General features: G+C 73.5%; 14 protein-coding genes and 1 pseudogene. 8 read left to right on the forward strand and 7 right to left on the reverse strand.

The features are described from left to right. Nucleotides 1–3: 3 nt before the first annotated feature. The 4 genes from ACY1JF_RS13570 to ACY1JF_RS13585 all read left to right on the forward strand — a co-directional run bounded on the left by ACY1JF_RS13570 (nt 4) and on the right by ACY1JF_RS13585 (nt 3,726). Nucleotides 4–723: a TetR/AcrR family transcriptional regulator gene (locus ACY1JF_RS13570; protein ID WP_462705331.1), complete on the forward strand. Its 720-nt coding sequence runs from the start codon at nt 4–6 to the stop codon at nt 721–723. A gap of 106 nt (nt 724–829) precedes the next feature. Continuing rightward, nucleotides 830–1,351 (forward strand): DUF4334 domain-containing protein, encoded by a 522-nt coding sequence (locus ACY1JF_RS13575; RefSeq protein WP_462705332.1) that lies wholly within the window; start codon nt 830–832, stop codon nt 1,349–1,351. Then, nucleotides 1,348–2,439, forward strand: coding sequence for an NAD(P)-dependent alcohol dehydrogenase (locus ACY1JF_RS13580; protein ID WP_462705333.1), 1,092 nt, complete (start codon nt 1,348–1,350; stop codon nt 2,437–2,439). Before ACY1JF_RS13575 ends, ACY1JF_RS13580 begins: the two co-directional genes overlap by 4 nt. A 108-nt stretch (nt 2,440–2,547) precedes the next feature. Then, nucleotides 2,548–3,726 (forward strand): TetR/AcrR family transcriptional regulator, encoded by a 1,179-nt coding sequence (locus ACY1JF_RS13585; RefSeq protein WP_462705334.1) that lies wholly within the window; start codon nt 2,548–2,550, stop codon nt 3,724–3,726. Between the two features lie 141 nt (nt 3,727–3,867). Here the strand turns inward: ACY1JF_RS13585 and ACY1JF_RS13590 are convergent, their stop codons facing one another. Next, nucleotides 3,868–5,067 carry an oxygenase MpaB family protein gene (locus tag ACY1JF_RS13590; RefSeq protein ID WP_462705335.1) on the reverse strand — a complete coding sequence of 400 codons (1,200 nt, stop codon included), beginning with the start codon at nt 5,065–5,067 and terminating at the stop codon, nt 3,868–3,870. Nucleotides 5,068–5,280: 213 nt separating this feature from the next. Between ACY1JF_RS13590 and ACY1JF_RS13595 the strand changes: the two are divergent. Then, a pseudogene (locus tag ACY1JF_RS13595) lies at nt 5,281–5,590 on the forward strand (DUF7873 family protein); the annotation flags it as partial. A gap of 75 nt (nt 5,591–5,665) precedes the next feature. Here the strand turns inward: ACY1JF_RS13595 and ACY1JF_RS13600 are convergent. Next, nucleotides 5,666–5,998, reverse strand: coding sequence for a MazG-like family protein (locus ACY1JF_RS13600; protein WP_462705336.1), 333 nt, complete (start codon nt 5,996–5,998; stop codon nt 5,666–5,668). A 23-nt stretch (nt 5,999–6,021) separates the two neighbouring features. Beyond that, nucleotides 6,022–6,567 (reverse strand): DoxX family protein, encoded by a 546-nt coding sequence (locus tag ACY1JF_RS13605; protein ID WP_462705337.1) that lies wholly within the window; start codon nt 6,565–6,567, stop codon nt 6,022–6,024. A 149-nt stretch (nt 6,568–6,716) separates the two neighbouring features. Between ACY1JF_RS13605 and ACY1JF_RS13610 the strand changes: the two genes are divergently transcribed. Further along, nucleotides 6,717–7,043 (forward strand): nuclear transport factor 2 family protein, encoded by a 327-nt coding sequence (locus tag ACY1JF_RS13610; RefSeq protein ID WP_462705338.1) that lies wholly within the window; start codon nt 6,717–6,719, stop codon nt 7,041–7,043. Nucleotides 7,044–7,541: 498 nt separating this feature from the next. On the opposite strand, the gene ACY1JF_RS13615 is transcribed toward ACY1JF_RS13610, so the two are convergent. Next, nucleotides 7,542–8,558 carry a Gfo/Idh/MocA family protein gene (locus tag ACY1JF_RS13615; protein WP_462705339.1) on the reverse strand — a complete coding sequence of 339 codons (1,017 nt, stop codon included), beginning with the start codon at nt 8,556–8,558 and terminating at the stop codon, nt 7,542–7,544. A gap of 89 nt (nt 8,559–8,647) precedes the next feature. Here ACY1JF_RS13615 and ACY1JF_RS13620 point away from each other — a divergent pair, with 89 nt between their 5' ends. After that, the gene (locus ACY1JF_RS13620) at nt 8,648–10,027 is read left to right on the forward strand and encodes a multidrug effflux MFS transporter (protein ID WP_462705340.1); all 1,380 of its coding nucleotides are present in this window, start codon (nt 8,648–8,650) and stop codon (nt 10,025–10,027) included. Continuing rightward, entirely contained in the window at nt 9,964–11,154 is a 1,191-nt protein-coding gene (locus ACY1JF_RS13625; RefSeq protein ID WP_462705341.1) for a serine hydrolase domain-containing protein, read from the forward strand. The genes ACY1JF_RS13620 and ACY1JF_RS13625 overlap by 64 nt, the downstream gene beginning before the upstream one ends. A 188-nt stretch (nt 11,155–11,342) precedes the next feature. Here the strand turns inward: ACY1JF_RS13625 and ACY1JF_RS13630 are convergent, their stop codons facing one another. The 3 genes from ACY1JF_RS13630 to ACY1JF_RS13640 form a co-directional block, all read right to left on the reverse strand. Next, on the reverse strand, nt 11,343–12,119 hold the full coding sequence (locus ACY1JF_RS13630) for an SDR family NAD(P)-dependent oxidoreductase (RefSeq protein ID WP_462705342.1): 777 nt from the start codon (nt 12,117–12,119) through the stop codon (nt 11,343–11,345). A gap of 390 nt (nt 12,120–12,509) precedes the next feature. Next, a complete protein-coding gene (locus ACY1JF_RS13635) occupies nt 12,510–13,688 on the reverse strand; it encodes an aminotransferase class I/II-fold pyridoxal phosphate-dependent enzyme (RefSeq protein ID WP_462705343.1) in 1,179 nt (392 codons plus the stop codon). Between the two features lie 872 nt (nt 13,689–14,560). Then, nucleotides 14,561–14,812 carry a hypothetical protein gene (locus ACY1JF_RS13640; RefSeq protein WP_462705344.1) on the reverse strand — a complete coding sequence of 84 codons (252 nt, stop codon included), beginning with the start codon at nt 14,810–14,812 and terminating at the stop codon, nt 14,561–14,563. Between the last annotated feature and the right edge of the window lie 1,076 nt (nt 14,813–15,888).

A 15,888-nucleotide genomic window follows, 5' to 3' on the forward strand; every position in this document is an offset into this window, starting at 1 on the left:
TCGTTGAACACCGAGCCGAGCCAGGACACCCCACCACCGGCGGAGCACTGGCGCTCCTACGGACCGCTCGACCTGCACCCGATCCTGACGCACGCCATGGAGGCCTTCAACGAACACGGCTACCACGGCACTTCGGTCCGCGACATCGCCGGCCGGGTCGGCGTCACCGTGCCCGCGCTGTACTACCACTACGAGAACAAGCAGGCCCTGCTCGCCACGCTGCTGGAGACGTCCATCAAGGACGTCCTGGACCGCTGCCGGGCCGCGGCCGGGGAGGCCGGGGACGACCCGCTGGCGCGCTTCTGCGGCATGGTCGAGTCGATCGTGCTGTACATGGCCCACCGGCAGCAACTGGCCTTCCTGGACACCGAGATACGCAGCCTTGAGCCCCAGAACCGGGCGCGCTACGTCGCCCTGCGCGACTACCTCGAACACATGCTGCTCGACACGGTCGAGGCGGGCCGCGCCCAGGGTGTGTTCACCACGCCGATCCCGGCCGACGCGGTGCGCTCGGTGCTCGTCATGTGCCAGGGGGTCGCCAACTGGTTCCGCGCGGAGGGCGAGCTCACCGCGGAGGAGGTCGCCGAGCGCCACGTGCTGCTGAGCCTCGGCACCGTGGGCCACCCCGGCGCGGTCACCGGCGACCCCCCGCCGCCGTACGGCGCCCGCCGGCGGGGCCCGGGGCGGCCGTCCCCGGCGCGTCCCGCACCCGCGCCCTCCTGACGTTCCACTGCCACGGTTCCCGTTCCGACGCGTTCCCGCACCGACGAGTTCCCGTACCGACGAGTTCCCGTTCCGACGAGTTTCCGTACCGAGAGAGGACACCCCCATGGACGTGCCAGAGGCCCGCGCCCGGTTCCGGGAGCTGCGCGCGCACGACGGCCCGGTCGACCCCCGCGACCTCGACCGGATCTGGGAGGCGCTGACCACCGTCCGCCCCGAGGAGATCCTCGGGGAGTGGAAGGGCGGCGAGTTCCGGACCGGCCACCCGCTCAACGGCATGCTGGCGAAGGCCGGCTGGTACGGCAAGACGTTCGTCTCCGTGCACGACGTCAAGCCGTTGCTGTGCCGGGACGAGCAGGGCGAGCTGTACTCCGACACCGAGCTCGGCAAGGGCGAGGCCAGCCTGTGGACCGTCGAGTTCCGCGGTGAGTCGACGGCGACGATGGTCTACGACGGCCAGCCGGTCCTCGACCACTTCAAGCGGGTCGACGACACCACTCTCATGGGGATCATGAACGCCAAGGGCGTCCCCTCCGACGGCCCCTACTACTACTTCTTCCTCGACCGCGTCCCCCCGCGGGAGGCGCTGTGGAAGGCGCCGCGGGAGGCTTCCGAAGAGGGCGCGTGAGACACGTCCGCGCCGCCGTCACCGGGACACCGGGCGCCCCGTTCACCGTCCGGGACGCCGATCTCGAGGACCCGCGGCCGCGCGAGGTGCTGGTGCGGATCACCGCGGCCGGCATCTGCCACACCGACCTGGGGATGCGGGACACCTGGCCCCGGCGGCTGACCCCGATGGTCTTCGGCCACGAGGGCGCCGGCCGGGTCGAGGCGGTGGGCGCGGAGGTGACCGGCGTCGCGCCGGGGGACCACGTATGCCTCACCTTCGCCAGCTGCGGCGCCTGCGAGCAGTGCGCGGCGGGCCACCCGGCCTACTGCCACGCCGCGCGGGCCCTGAACTTCTCCGGAGGCCGCGGCGACGGCACCACTCCGCTCTCCCTGGACGGCACACCGCTGCACGCCGGCTTCTTCGGTCAGTCCAGCTTCGCCACGCACGCCGTCGTCCACGAGCGCGGCGTGGTCAAGGTGCCCGCCGACCTGCCGGCCGCGGTCACCGCGCCGCTGGGCTGCGGCGGTCAGACGGGCGCGGGCACCGTGCTCAACCGGCTGCGCCCCGAACCGGGCTCCTCGCTGGTCGTCCTGGGCGCGGGCGGGGTCGGACTGAGCGCGCTGATGGCCGCGGTGGCCGTGGGCTGCGACCCGGTGGTGGCCGTCGACCCGGTCGCCTCCCGCCGTGCCCTGGCCACCAAACTCGGCGCCGAGGCGGCCCTGCCCCCCGGGGACGGTCTGGTGGCGGCGCTGCGCGACCTCACCGGCGGCGGGGCGCACCACGTAGTCGAGACCACCGGCCGCCCGGAGATGGCCCGCCGGGCCGTCGGCGCGCTGCGCCCGCGCGGCGAACTCGCCCTGCTCGGCCTCGGCGGCGAGGTGACGTTCGACGTGATGGGCCTGCTCGCCAAGGGCGTCCGCGTCCACGGGGTGACCGAGGGGGACTCCGACCCCGGCCGCTTCCTGCCCGAGCTGATCGGCCTGTACCGGCGCGGCCTCTTCCCGCTCGACCGGCTGGTCACCACGTTCCCGTTCGAGGAGATCGGCGCGGCGGTGGCCGCCATGGAGGACGGCAGCGTGGTCAAGCCGGTCCTCACCTTCGACTGACCGGCCGGTTTCCTCGGCCGACCGGCCGGCCGGCGCCGGGGTGCCGGCCGGCCGGTCGCCGTGCCGGGGCAGCCGGGCGGTCCGGCGGCGTGTGGTTGACTGCTCCGCATGGCTCCCGGCTCCCCGTCCGCCCGTTCGGCCGCGGGCACCCGGCCCCGCAACCGCAAGCAGCTCATCGTCGAGGCGGCCGGCCGGGTCTTCAGCGAGCGCGGGTACCACAAGGCGTCCATGGAGGAGGTCGCCGCCGGCGTCGGCATCACCGCGACCGCCCTGTACCGGCACTTCCCCAACAAGTACGCGCTGTTCGCCGCGTGCGCCCACGTCATGGTGGACGGACTGGTCGCCGCGCTCGACGAGGTGCCCTCCGGGGCGCCCCTGGCGGACGTGCTCACCGCCGTCACCCGGGTCACCGTCGCCCACCGCGCGTCGGGCGGCGTGTACCGGTGGGAGGCGCGGTACCTCGACCGCGAGGACCGACGGCGTCTCGGGATCAAGTTCGGCCGCCTCGCCCAACGGGTCGACGAGGCGGTACAGCGCGAACACCCCCTGCCCGACGAGCGCCTGCGGGCCGTGGCGGCCCTCGGTGCGATCGGGTCCATCACGATGCACCGCACCTCCATCGCCGGACGCCGGGCCGAGGACCTGCTGCTGGCGTCCGCGCTGCGCGTGGCCGCGACCGACCCGGCGGCGGACCGGCGGGGCGGGCGCCCCGTGGAGCTGCCCCCGCGGCCGGTGCCGCGCACCCGGCGCGCGGAGATCCTCGCGGCCTCCGTCCCGCTGTTTGCCCGGCACGGATTCGCCAGCGTCACCAACGGACAGATCGCCCGGGCGGTGGGCCTGACCCCGTCCGCGCTCTACCGCCACTACCCCGGCAAGATCGACATCCTGGCGGCGGCCTGCCTCCAGGCGGCGGGGCTGCTGGCCCAGGGGGTGGAGCGCACTCTGCACGAGGTGACCGGCCCGCACGACGCCGTGGTCGCGCTGGCCGCCACGTATGTCGCCTACAGCTTCGAGTACACCGAGCTCAACAGCGTCGCCGAGGCCGAGCTGGCCGGTCTGCCGGCCGACCTGCGGCGGCCCGTGGTCCTCGCGCAGCGGGAGCACATCGCCGTCTGGGAGCAGCAGTTGCGGCTGGCCCGTCCGGAGCTGGACCCGCGTCAGGCCCGGGTGCTGGTGCACGCCGGGTTCGGCGTGGCGGTCGAGGCGGGGCGCAGGCTGCGGTGGCGGGACAGCCCCGGCCACCGCGCGGCCGTGACCGCTCTGGTCGTGGGTGCGCTGGGGCTGTGAACGGCCCTCGGAACCCGGCGGTGGCGAGGTTTCGCGCCCTGAGGCGGCTGGGGCCTGTCCGACCGTTGCCGCCGCCACCCGGACACCCGCCCCTCGGCCCGTCCGCCCAGGGGCGGGTGCGGGTGGGACCGGACCGGCGGCTCAGCCCGGCCTGTTCCCGGTGGGGATCGTGATGGGAGTGGCGGTCGCGGAGGAGCCCTTGTTGAGGAACAGCATGGCCAGGGCGCGCACGAACTGGTCGAACAGGTAGAAGGTGCCGGGCATGACGGGCGACAGGCCCTCACGGAACAGGATGAACGCCGGCCACCCGGTGCGGACCAGGGCCGCCGCCGCGTAGTCGCGCTTCAGCCCCAGCCAGTCGCCGACCTCGTCGCTCAGGACGTAGCGCACGAACTCGTTCAGGAACCCGCGCGTGACACCGAGGTCGACCTGGGCGGTCAGGCCGAGCAGATCCTCGGCCAGCGCGATGCCCTCGGTCGACGGGGTGAGGATCGGGGTGAGCACCCGCGCCGACTGCTGCTCGGCTTCCGCCCAGGTCTGGGGGATGTGCTCGTGGGGCACACCGAGCAGGTGGACGGCGACCTGCCACGAGTGCAGGAAGGCCTCCTGGTCCGCGGCCGGGTACGGGATCCTCCAGTCGAGCAGCTTGCGGTGCACGTAGGTGCCGAGGCTGTGGAAGGTGACCAGGATGTCGGCGGCGCTGATCGGGATCGTCTCGTCGGCGACCGCCCGCCAGTGCGGCGACTGCGGCAGCAGGTGACGCACCGCGGCGTGCACCACGCGCGTCTTGTTGGCGGTGACGAGGAACTGCCCCGTCGGCTCGAAGGCGCCCCGCTCGGACAGGTCGTAGCCGAACGTGAACGTCTTGGCCGCGCGGTCCTGCATGTTCGCCCCGCCCGCGGACCAGTAGACGCTCTTGGCCTCGCGCGGGATCACCGTGCTCATGATGCCGCTGCCGAGGCCGTACAGCATGAACAGGTACGTGTCCCTGCGCCGGTTGAAGTCGGCGGCGCGGGTCAGCTTGGCGGCATCGGCCCACGCGGGCAGCCGGTTGACCTGCTTCAGGTACGCGGTGAAGTCGGCCGGCAGGCCGCCGGGCAGCGGGTCGTCGTTCCTCACCCACGACGCCCAGGCGGTGTTGATCGCCGGAACGTGTCCGTTCTCGAGCATCGAGGCCATCAGGGGGTCCGCCGCGTCGTCCCAGATCCACTCCGGACCGGTCCCCGCGGCGGCTCCGGTCGCCGATCCCGTCGACGCCCAGGCCCGGACGGGGTTCGCCACGCCCACCAGGCCGAGTGCCACACCGAGTGACAGGGCCTTTCGTCTGCTGAGGTTCTCCATTGACTTACCTGCTTCCCTTGTGGGCCACACGGTTCCAGGTACGCTCGCAGACTTGCTGTTTACGCGGTCAGGCGTGTCTCGCCTACGCCGCACAGACGTGATTTTCCATTAACATAGCGAGCCGTGTCACCGACGGCAACGGTGTTGCCGACAGCTTGTCGCCGAGGCCGGTGCGGGCACCGTGAAGGACACGCGCCCGTCCGACGTGCCGCGGAGACGGCCGCGTCGCCGACCCGGCTGTTCGACGTGACCGCGACCAAGGACCGGGCCGACCGCACGGTCCGCGCCGATGTCGCGGTCGACGGGCGGACGGTCGTCGCGGACGTTCTGGTCGGCTGTCTGCTCTTCCGGGAGAAGAAGCTCGGCGACCCGCACGCCTTCGTCAAAAAGCCGCCCGCCCTCGACACTGCCGAGTCCTGGGCCCACGACCGTGAAGTCCTCGGGCGCGCTTCCCGCGCGGCGGGTCACCGAGGCCGCCGGCCGGCGGGTCGGGGACGCGGTGTTCGGTCACCTCTTGGGATGAGGAACGATCATCCGCGCTGGAACCGGCGTACGCATCAGGTGGCGGCCCCGGGGGCCCGCCGCGTTCCCCCATGGATCACCGGGCGGTGTGCGACCGTGCCGCCACCCGTTCCAGATGGCCTGCGAAGACCCGCCGGGCCTCCGGCGTCAAGGTGCGCAGCGCCACCAGGGCCGTGATGGCCACGTCGCACAGCTCCGCCTCGACGTCGTCCCAGGTGTGGGAGACGCCCTTGCGCGGGTTCTGGCCGGTCGCGCCGATCACCGCCTCGGCGACCTCGCCGACCTCCTCGGAGAGTTTCAGCAGGCGCAGCAGCAGGCCCTCCCGGCCGGCTCGCTCGGGCTGGTCGGTCTCCAGCCGGCGCCACAGGTCGTCGATGACGGAGAAGAGGTCGGTGCGCTCGTCGGTCATGCCGAGCAGCCTGCCAGACCGCCTCAGTCGAACAGCGGTTCCTGTTCGCCCTCCGACGCCCGCCGCATCCGCCGGTTGCGCCCGCCGACCACCACCGCCGTCGCCGCGGCCGTCACCGCGAAGGCCACCGGCACCATCCAGTTCCGGTTCACCGCGTGCCCGAGGGCGGCGTCGAGGGAGAGGCGGCCGGGGCCGGTGACCGCGAGACCGGCCGCCGTCAGGCCCAGCGAGGCGGCGTACTCGTAGCCGCCGCCCTGGGCGAAGAAGCCGTTCGGGGCGTGCACCGCCGCCGCGCCCGCCATCGCGCCGGCCGCCGCCGCGCCGGCCGCCGGGGTGGCCAGCCCCATCGCCAGCAGCAGCCCGCCGCCCGCCTCCGCCAGCCCCGCCATCGTCGCGCTCCGCTTCCCCGGGACGTAGCCCATGGCCTCCATGGCCCGGCCGGTCCCCTCGATCCCGCCGCCCCCGAACCAGCCGAGCAGCTTCTGCGCACCGTGCGCGGCCAGCACCCCGCCGGTCCCCAGCCGGAGCAGCAGCAGACCGACGTCACGCCGGTCATAACAGCAGGTCATGGTGGACTCCTTCGTCGAGCGGCAGCACCCCGGGCCTCCTGCTCCCCCAGGTCTCCCGCTCCCACCGTCGCACCTCACGCGCCCGGCGGGCCCGCCCCCGGGCGCCGTTCGGGTGGCGGGGGGACACGGGCGGTGTGAGGCTGGCCGCCATGACGATCCAGACGACCCGACTGAGCGACCCGGCCGTCCGTGCCTTCGTCGCCGCCGTGAACGCCCATGACCGCGAGGCCTTCCTCGCGGTGCTCGCGCCCGACGCCACCATGTCCGACGACGGGACCGACCGGGACCTCGACGACTGGATCGACCGGGAGATCTTCTCCTCCCACGGTCGTCTGGAGGTCGACAACGAGTCCCGGGGCGGCCGGGCCCTCGTCGCCCGCCACCGCAACGACACCTGGGGCGAGATGCGCACCCGGTGGGTGTTCACCGTGGACGACGACGGGAGGATCACCCGCTTCGAGACCGGGCAGGCGTAACGGCGAAGACCGCGGGCGGGGGTCGCCTTCGCGCGCGCTTTGACTCCTGGCGTCCCGCCCATGGAGAGGATCTGCGGAAACGGCGGTCCGCGCACCGTCCCCGTCCCCGGGTTCCGGTCGGTGGCGCAGGCCGGGGAGAACGCGGGCGCGATGGCGAAGGGGCCGCTGGGCGGGGAAGGGGCCGCTGGGCGAGGCGGAGACGGCCGAGGTGGAGCGGATCCCGGGGGGCTGACGCCCGGAAGCCGGGGCATGTGGCAGCCGTTCCGGGTACCGGCGTGCACCTCGCGCGAGCCTGCGCGGGCACACCCCCTGCCGGTACCGCGGAACGGCTGCTCCCCCCTCAGGACGGTCCGCCGACGACACATGCCCACCGGCGCTCCGATTGTGGAGTTTCGGTGAAGGAGAGTCGAGTATAAGCCGGTCACGGGCCGCGGTACTGCGGACTCCATGGCTCCGCTTGTGTAGATCCGCTCGGCCGTGACGGCGGTCCCGGCGCGGTCACCCGGGGGTGGCCACCGGCTCCTCACCCGGGTAGCGCACGCCCACCCGCTCCCGGACCGCGTCGAGCGTCCGCATCACCGCCAGGGTGCCGTCCAGCGGGAGCAGCGGGGACTCGGTCTCCCCGGCGCGCAGGGCGCGCATCACCTCCCGGGCCTCGTGGGCGAGGCTGGCCCGCGGGCCGTCGGCCGGGTCGGCCGTGAACTCCTCGGGGTCGCGGCCGTCCCGGTGCAGCACGAAGCGGGTGGGGAAGAAGAAGCCGTCCGGGACGTCGATGCGGCCCGCCGAACCGGTGATCGAGGCGGAGTTGGCCGTACCGCCGACGATGGAGCAGTGCAGCAGGCCCAGGGCGCCGTCGTCCCACGAGAGCAGCGCGCCCGTCTGGAGGTCGACGCCCTCCTGTGAGAGCGTCGCGCTCGCCGTCACCCGCGACGGCTCCCCGAGCAGCAACTGGGCGAAGGAGACCGGGTAGACGCCGAGGTCGAGCAGCGCGCCGCCGCCCTGTGCCGGGTCGCGCAGCCGGTGGGCGGGCGGGAAGGGGCCCGCCAGCCCGAAGTCCGCCTGGACGGTGCGCACCTCGCCGATCGCGCCGTCGTCGACCAGCGCCTTCAGCCGCCGCACCAGCGGATTGCAGTACATCCACATCGCCTCCATCAGGAAGGCGCCGCGCTCGCGGGCCAGGGCGACCAGTTCCGCCGCCTCCCGCGCGTTCAGCGTGAACGGCTTCTCGCACAGCACGCCCCGGCCCGCCTCCAGGCAGAGACCGGCCGCCGCGCGGTGCGAGGAGTGCGGGGTGGCGACGTACACCACGTCGACGTCCTCGTCGTGCGCCAGCGCCTCCCAGCCGCCGTACGCCCGCGCGATCCCGAACCGCTCCGCGAACGCCGTCGCCGACGCCTCGGTCCGCGACGCCACCGCCACGACCTCCGCGTCCGGCAGGTCCACCAGGTCCGCCGTGAACCTCGCCGCCATTCCGCCGGTCGCCAGAATGCCCCAGCGCACCTTCTGTTCGGCCACCCGTGCCCACCCTCACCGAATTTGTCGTACAAGCTGATCGTTCGAGCTGAGAGCATAGGCGGCGGATCCGTCACAGAGGGAGGGGGCGCATGGCCGACCAAGGGGTGTCCGCGCCACACACGACATCGCGCACGACATCGCGCACGGCACCGGGCGCGGCACCGGGCGCGGTACCGGGCGCGGTACCGGGTACGACATCGGGCGCGGCACCGGACGCGCCGTCGCCGCGCGCGGCCGGCCGGACCGGTCTGCTCGTCGTACTCGTCCTCGGCGGTCTGACCGCGACGCCGTCGCTGGCGCTGGACATGTACCTCCCGGCGCTCCCGGAGGTCACCGACGCCCTGCACGCGTCGGCCGCGACCGTGCAGCTCACCCTGACCGCCTGCCTGGCCGGCATGGCGCTGGGCCAGCTGGCCATCGGCCCGCTCAGCGACCGGCTGGGCCGCCGCCGCCCGCTGCTGGCCGGCCTCGCCGTCTACGTCGTCGCCACCGTCCTGTGCGCCCTGGCGCCCACCCTCGGACTCCTCGTCGCCTTCCGGCTGGCGCAGGGACTCGCGGGCGCCGCCGGCATCGTCATCGCCCGGGCCGTCGTCCGCGACCTGTACGACGGCGTCGCCATGGCCCGGTTCTTCTCCACCCTCATGCTCGTCTCCGGGGTGGCGCCGATCGCCGCGCCGCTGATCGGCGGCCAGGTGCTGCGGTTCACCGACTGGCGGGGCGTGTTCGCGGTGCTCGCCGTCGTCGGGGTGGCGCTCGGCGCCGTCGTCTGGGCCAGGCTGCCGGAGACCCTGCCGGCCGCCGAGCGGCACGGCGGCGGGACCGGCGAGGCCCTGCGGTCGATGCGGGGCCACCTCGCCGACCGGGTGTTCACCGGGTACATGCTCGCGGGCGGCTTCACCTTCGCCGCGCTGTTCGCCTACGTCTCCGCCTCCCCGTTCGTCGTCCAGGAGATCTACGGGGCCTCCCCGCAGACCTTCAGCCTGCTGTTCGGCCTCAACTCGGTCGGCCTCGTCGTCGTCGGCCAGATCAACGGCAAGGTGCTCGTCGGCCGCGTCCCCTTGGAGCGGGTGCTGGCCACCGGCCTCGCCGTCGTCACCGCCGCCGCGACCGCGCTGCTGCTGATGTCCCTCGGGGTCTTCGGCGACGTCGGACTGGTGCCGGTCGCCGCCACCCTGTTCGTGCTGATGTCCGCGATGGGCATCGCCATGCCCAACACCCAGGCCCTGGCCCTGATGCGGGTGCGGCGGGCCGCCGGATCGGCCTCCGCGCTGCTCGGTACGTCCACCTTCCTGATCGGCGCGCTCGCCTCCCCGCTGGTCGGCGTCGCCGGCGAGGACACCGCCGTCCCGATGGCCGTCGTCCAACTGGCCGCGGCCCTGGTGGCGCTGGCCTGCTTCACGGGAATGTGCCGTCCCTGGAAGGCCGCGACGGCACGCGCGGGAGCGGAGGGGGAGGGGGAGGGAAGCTGAGCGCACCGAGACTGCGCAGCGACGCGCCGGAACGGGCCGGACTCGACCCGGACCGGCTGCGCCGGCTGGTCCGGCGGGTCCGGGACCTCACCGCCGGGGAACGCCCCTGGGCGGCCGGGGCCGTGGTGGCCGTCGGGCGCGGACCCGTGCTCGCCGTCGAGGAGGCGGCGGGCTGGGCCGTGCGCTACGCGGCGTACGACGCCCAGTGCGGTACGGGTGTGGAACTGCCGGTCTCCTCCCGGGTGCCGGCGACCCCCGCCACCCCGTTCGACCTGGCCTCCCTCACCAAGCTGTTCACGGCGGTCGCCGCCGTCCAGCAGATCGAGCGGCGCACGCTCGGCCTCGACGCCGAGGTCGGCGCGTACCTGCCCGACTTCCGCGCCGCCGCCGTGCACCGCCTCACCGTGCGGCATCTGCTCACCCACACCTCCGGCCTGCGGCCCGAACTGCCGCTGTACGACTGCGCCGACGGCGCGGAACGGCTCGCGAGGCTCCGCGCCGAGGCACCGGCCGGGCGGATCGGGACGTACCGCTACTCCGACGTGAACATGCTGCTGCTCCAGCAGGTCCTGGAGCGGATCACCGGCCGCACGCTGGACGTCCTGGTCCACGAGGGCATCACCAGGCCGCTGGGCATGACGGCCACCCGCTTCGGGCCGTGCCCGGGGGCGGCGGCCACCGAGGACCAGCGGCGGCCGTGGGCCAAGGCGGACCGGGGCATGCTGCGGGGGGTCGTGCACGACGAGAACGCCTGGGCGCTGGGCGGGGTGGCCGGCCACGCCGGGCTGTTCTCGACCGCACGGGACCTGTCGGTGTTCTGCCGGGCGCTGCTGTCCGGCGGCTCCTACGGGCCGGCCCGCGTCCTCGGCACCGGCTTCACGGAGCTGCTGCTCGCCCCGCCGGGCCTGGGCTTCGCCCTCGACCAGCCGTGGTTCATGGGGGAACTGGCCGGGCGCGGGGCGGCCGGCCACACCGGCTTCACCGGCACGAGCCTGGTCATCGACCGGGCGACGGACACCTTCGTGGTGCTGCTCGCCAACACGGTCCACCCCTGCCGCCGCCCGCCGGACAGCCGCCCCCGGGCTGCGGTGGCGACGGAGGTGGTCCGCGCGGTGCGGGACCGGTGAGCCGGATCAGCGGGACGTCCCCGGCGCGGGGGCGCGGCGCGGGGGCTTGGCACGGGGCTCGGCGCGGGGTTCCGGTCCGGGGCTCGGCGCGGGGCTCCGGTCCGGGGCTCGGCGCGGGGCTCCGGTCCGGGCCGGTGCTCGGCGGGGACCGGGCCGTCCCGTCGCCCGGAGGCGGTGCCGGGGACCGGTCAGTGAGCCGGCTTGCTGATGTCCCAGGCGACGGTGCGCGAGAGGCCGCGCGGCAGATGGCGCAGGCCCCACGCGGCGATCTTGTAGCGGAGGCTGGGGATGCTGACGACCCTGCCCTTCCCGAGGTCCGCCAGGGCGGCACGGACCACGTCGTCGGCGTTCAGCCACAGCCAGGACGGCGGGAACGTGGTGGGGATTCCCGCGCGCTGGTGGAACTCCGTGCGGGTGTAGCCGGGCAGCAGGACCGTCATGCGCACGCCGGCCGATCTGACCTGGTGCGAGGAGGCGAGGGACTCGGTGAAGGCGATGATCCACGCCTTGCTGGCCGGGTAGGTGGAGCTGAGCCAGGCCGGGCCGAGCCCCGCGACACTGGCCACATTGAGGATCGCCCCTTCCCCGCGCCCGGTCATCGCGGTCAGGGCGGCGTCCGTCAGCCGCAGGACGGCTCGGACGTTGAGGTCGAGCAGGCGCTCCTCGGCAGCGATGCCGGTGGTCAGGAAGGGCCGTTCGTGGCCGATGCCGGCGTTGTTGACGAGCAGGTCGACGGCGGGCGCCGCCTTGAGGCGCTCGGTGACCGCGTCGCAGCCCTCGTCACTGGTCAGGTCGGCCGGGATGGTCTCGACCTGGACTCCCCGCTCACGCAGTTCCTCGGCGCGTTCCTTGAGAGCGGCCTCGGAACGCGCGACAAGGACGAGGTCGTGGCCCTGGGCCGCGAGACGACGGGCGAAGGCACTCCCCAGTCCGGCGGTGGCTCCGGTGACGAGGGCGGTGGGCATGGCGGTGACTCCTGGTCGTGGTTGTGGTCGTGACCCTGGCTGTGGCTGTGGCTGTGGCTGTGGTCGTGGTTGTGGTCGTGGCCCTGGCTGTCGCTGTGGCCCTGGCCCTGGCCGTGGTGTGGGGACGGCTGCGGCAGGCGGACCGGGTACGGCCCTGAGCAGTGGACGGATCGGTCGCGGCGCGCGGTGTGACCACGGAGGGACCGACCACGGAGGGACCGACCACGGAGGGACCGACCGCGGCGCGCGGGCCGACCACGGGCGGACCGGCCGTGTCCGGCTCGGGTGACGGGTGGTCGGGTCACGGAACGCGGGTCCTGCCGGGCCGGCTCCGCCGGGCGGCCTCATCCCGGCCCGGCGGCCTCACCGCGCCGGACCCCCCTCATGCCGTCACGGCCCTCCCAGCACCCGCTCCCGCACCGCCGCGAAGCCGGCTACCGCGCGGTCGAGGTGTTCCCGCGTCTGCACGGCCGTGTAGCTGGTGCGCAGCCGGGGCGAGGCGGCCGGAGGCAGCACGGCGTTGACGTAGACCCCCTCTTCGAGCAGCAGGTTCCACGCGCGCATGGTGGCCGTGTCGTCGCCGGTGTCCACGGGTACGATGGGGGTGGTGCCGGCCCCGACCCGGTAGCCCAGCGCGGTCAGCTCGCGGCGCATGTACGCGGCGTTGTCGGCGACGGCCGTGCACCGCCAGGGCTCGTCGCGCAGGATGCGCAGGGACTCCAGCGCGGCGGCGGTGTCGGCGGGGCCGGCACCCGCGGAGAAGATCAGCGCGCGGGCGGTGTGGCGGAGGTAGTCGATGACCTCCTCGTCGCCCAGGACCGCACCGCCGATGGAGCCGAAGGCCTTGGAGAAGGTGAGCGTGATCAGCGGGACCTCGGCGGTGAGGCCGAAGTGGGAGCAGGTGCCGCGGCCCTTGTCGAGGACACCCGCGCCATGGGCGTCGTCGATGAGCAGGGTGGCGCCGAACCGGTCGCAGACGTCGACGAGTTCGGGCAGCGGACACAGATCGCCCGCCATGCTGTAGACGCCGTCGGCGATGACCAGTACCCCGCCGCGGTGAGCGGTGCGCCGCAGCTTGCCGGCGAGGTCGGCGGTGTCGTTGTGCGCGAACCACTGGATCTTGGCGCGGCTGAGCCGGGCGGCGTCGATCAGGGAGGCGTGGGCCTCCTTGTCGATGAGGATCAGGTCACCCGGGCCGCACAACCCGGCGACGGCCCCGAGGTTGGCCTGGTAACCGGTGGTCAGCACCAGCGCGGCGGGTTTGCCGAAGAAGTCGGCGAGCTCCTGTTCCAGGCGGTCGTGCAGGTCGAGGTTGCCGTTGAGGAAGCGCGAGCCGGTGCATCCGGCGCCGTACCTGGCCGAAGCCCCGGCGGCGGCCGCGACGACCCGCGGGTCGGTGCTGAGGCCCAGGTAGTCGTTGGAGCCGCACATGACGACCTCGCGCCCGTCCGCCGTGCGGGCGACGCCCGCGTCGCGCGCGTCGAAATTGAGGAAGTACGGGTAGAGGCCGGCGTTCCTGGCGTCACGCGCCCGTGTGTAGGAGACGCATTTCTCTATGAGACGGCTCACTGACCCGGCTCTCCCGGCCCCAGGCCCTCGGCGTACCGGGCGGGCCGGTCGCCTGGTACGCGCTCGTCGGGCGCGGTCGTGTAGTGGGAGTCGGAGTGTTTCTGCACGGAAGGCCCCCTCCAGGGTCGGCTGACTTGCTCCCTCTACGGCCCTCGCTCCACAACGGTTCACTCAGTAGGACGGGCCTCACTCCCCGTGGGTTCGCCGATCCGCGCCCGACCGTCCGGTGAGATGTGAACCGTGCGCCTTCAGCAGCCGTTGTGCAGACGCAGCTGTGGCGGAGGTGCCGTCGCTCGGGAGCAGCACGTCACTCAGCTCAGGCCCATGGGACTGCAAGGTGAAAGGCAAGTCGTGCAAGCGTATCCAAAACCTGAAGTGAAAGCCCGCGTGCTGCACAGCGGCGAGCTGGTTCTGGCCCTGGCCTCTGATCAAGCCGAAGGGAGGTTCCCTCCCCCCAGTACTGCCATGTGGATATCTCTGATGCGGAGTTCAGGAGATCCCACAGCCGCCTCATCCGCGCTCTGTGCGGCTTGGGATGACGAATTCTCCACGGTCTACGATGACTTACTGGAGCAGATACTGGAATGGCAGCGTCACGGATTCGTGCAGGTGGTTTATTAGTCGGTCGCTTCCTTCGCGCCCACGGCCCACGGCCGACGACCGCGAACGCTGCGACTGGCGGGACGGCGGGGGGCTGCCGGCCGGCCGTGGGCTGACCGCTTCGGCGGTGGCACGCGCCGCTGCCGGGGACGGCGGAAAGCCCACGGAACGCGCCCGGCCGGCAACCCGGGCACGGCCCGGACAGTCGCCTCCCGTACCGGCACTACCGGGGTGCCGAGCAGGAGGCGCTCGACACGGTACGGGCTTCCAGGTCAGCCGCCGATGAAATAGCAGGTGCAGAAGCCGGTGGTCGTGACCAAGCTGTCGGCGGTGGCCGAATCTCCCTTCCATACGGCCCCGCTGGTTCCGCTCTGCAGCGTGACGGCGTACTCGCCGGCACCGGCTGCCTGCGTTGTCCTGGTCCCCTGACCGCCGGAGTGGTCGCCTGCGTAAGCCAGGGCGGTGCCCGTGGCGCTGACAGCGACCAGGAGCGGAACCAGCAGTACGGATGCGCGACGCTTCATTGAATACGCCTCTTTCCCGGAGCGTGTGAATGGGGACATCACGTGGAGCTTGCGCAGGCACTACGGAGGAGAGAAGCGGACGGTTCACCCGGCGACAGACGGCGAGCCCCGCGGTGGCCGACATCGGGATGGCGTCCCGTTGTGCGGTGGAGGGGATCTCTGCGGCTGAGCGCGTGGGTTCCGCTCCCGCGAGTGCACCGTCCGCCGGCGACCGTTCCCCGCTCGACCGGAAGGCCACCGTGCGACTGTCCGGAGTGAACGGGCAGTTCGACTCCACGACGGCGATGTAGTGGGCTCCTCGCGAACGTGGGTGGGTGCCGTGGCCGTGCTGGGTGTGCAGGGCGTCCGTCGTGATCACGGCATGGGCGAGGTCGGCATCGTTCGGCAGCGGTGCGAAAGAGGATTTCGTTGCTCTTGTCGGTGCCCTGGCGCCCTGGCGCTGGGCGAGGACCTCTCCGCTGTGCGCCGCCGCGGCCAGCGGCGAGACCGCCACGGTGGTCCGGGTGCGTGAGCCGCGGGCGGTCTTGCCGCCCACCGCGACCGGCCGCAGCGCGTCCGGTTCCCGGGTGCGGGCTGTCCGTGCGGACAGGAAGGCGCCTGTCGCAGCATCCGGCGCGTCGCCGTCCAGCAGGGCGAGCAGTCGGCGCGCTGTCGCCGGGTGCGCGACCACCACCTGCCCGGTCAGGGGGAGCCGGAGCGAAGCCGAGGGTGCCCCCGGCCCAGCGTGGTGCGTCCGTGATCCACTCACCGATCGCGGCCGGGGAGCGTGCGCCGGCCGGCACGGTAGCCGCTGCCGCCGCCAGCAGCGCCGACAGCGGACACAGGCGGCCCCTGCGGTCCCGCGGGCCGGGCACCACGTCCAGGAAGGGACGCAGACCGGCTGCGTCGGTGAGGGGTGCGGAAGAAGGAGCGTGGGCCAGGCGCTCCAACGCGACGGGCATGGGACATGGGACATGACGCAGGGGCAGGCACGGTCTCGTTCGGTCCCCATGGGTCTCGACGACCACATGGTCACCGGCGCAGTGCCCGCGCTGCTTCCCGACCCCGGAGCGGAACATGACGCGACGTCACCGACA

It is taken from the genome of Streptomyces sp. SYSU D01066-1 (genome assembly GCF_054956795.1).

Bases quoted from the DNA above. Each gene is read 5' to 3' on its own strand.
- ACY1JF_RS13575 (WP_462705332.1), top strand. From the start codon at position 830: ATGGACGTGCCAGAGGCCCGCGCCCGGTTCCGGGAGCTGCGCGCGCAC.
- ACY1JF_RS13585 (WP_462705334.1), top strand. From the start codon at position 2,548: ATGGCTCCCGGCTCCCCGTCCGCCCGTTCGGCCGCGGGCACCCGGCCC.
- ACY1JF_RS13590 (WP_462705335.1), bottom strand. From the start codon at position 5,067: ATGGAGAACCTCAGCAGACGAAAGGCCCTGTCACTCGGTGTGGCACTC.
- ACY1JF_RS13600 (WP_462705336.1), bottom strand. From the start codon at position 5,998: ATGACCGACGAGCGCACCGACCTCTTCTCCGTCATCGACGACCTGTGG.
- ACY1JF_RS13605 (WP_462705337.1), bottom strand. From the start codon at position 6,567: ATGACCTGCTGTTATGACCGGCGTGACGTCGGTCTGCTGCTGCTCCGG.
- ACY1JF_RS13610 (WP_462705338.1), top strand. From the start codon at position 6,717: ATGACGATCCAGACGACCCGACTGAGCGACCCGGCCGTCCGTGCCTTC.
- ACY1JF_RS13620 (WP_462705340.1), top strand. From the start codon at position 8,648: ATGGCCGACCAAGGGGTGTCCGCGCCACACACGACATCGCGCACGACA.
- ACY1JF_RS13630 (WP_462705342.1), bottom strand. From the start codon at position 12,119: ATGCCCACCGCCCTCGTCACCGGAGCCACCGCCGGACTGGGGAGTGCC.
- ACY1JF_RS13640 (WP_462705344.1), bottom strand. From the start codon at position 14,812: ATGAAGCGTCGCGCATCCGTACTGCTGGTTCCGCTCCTGGTCGCTGTC.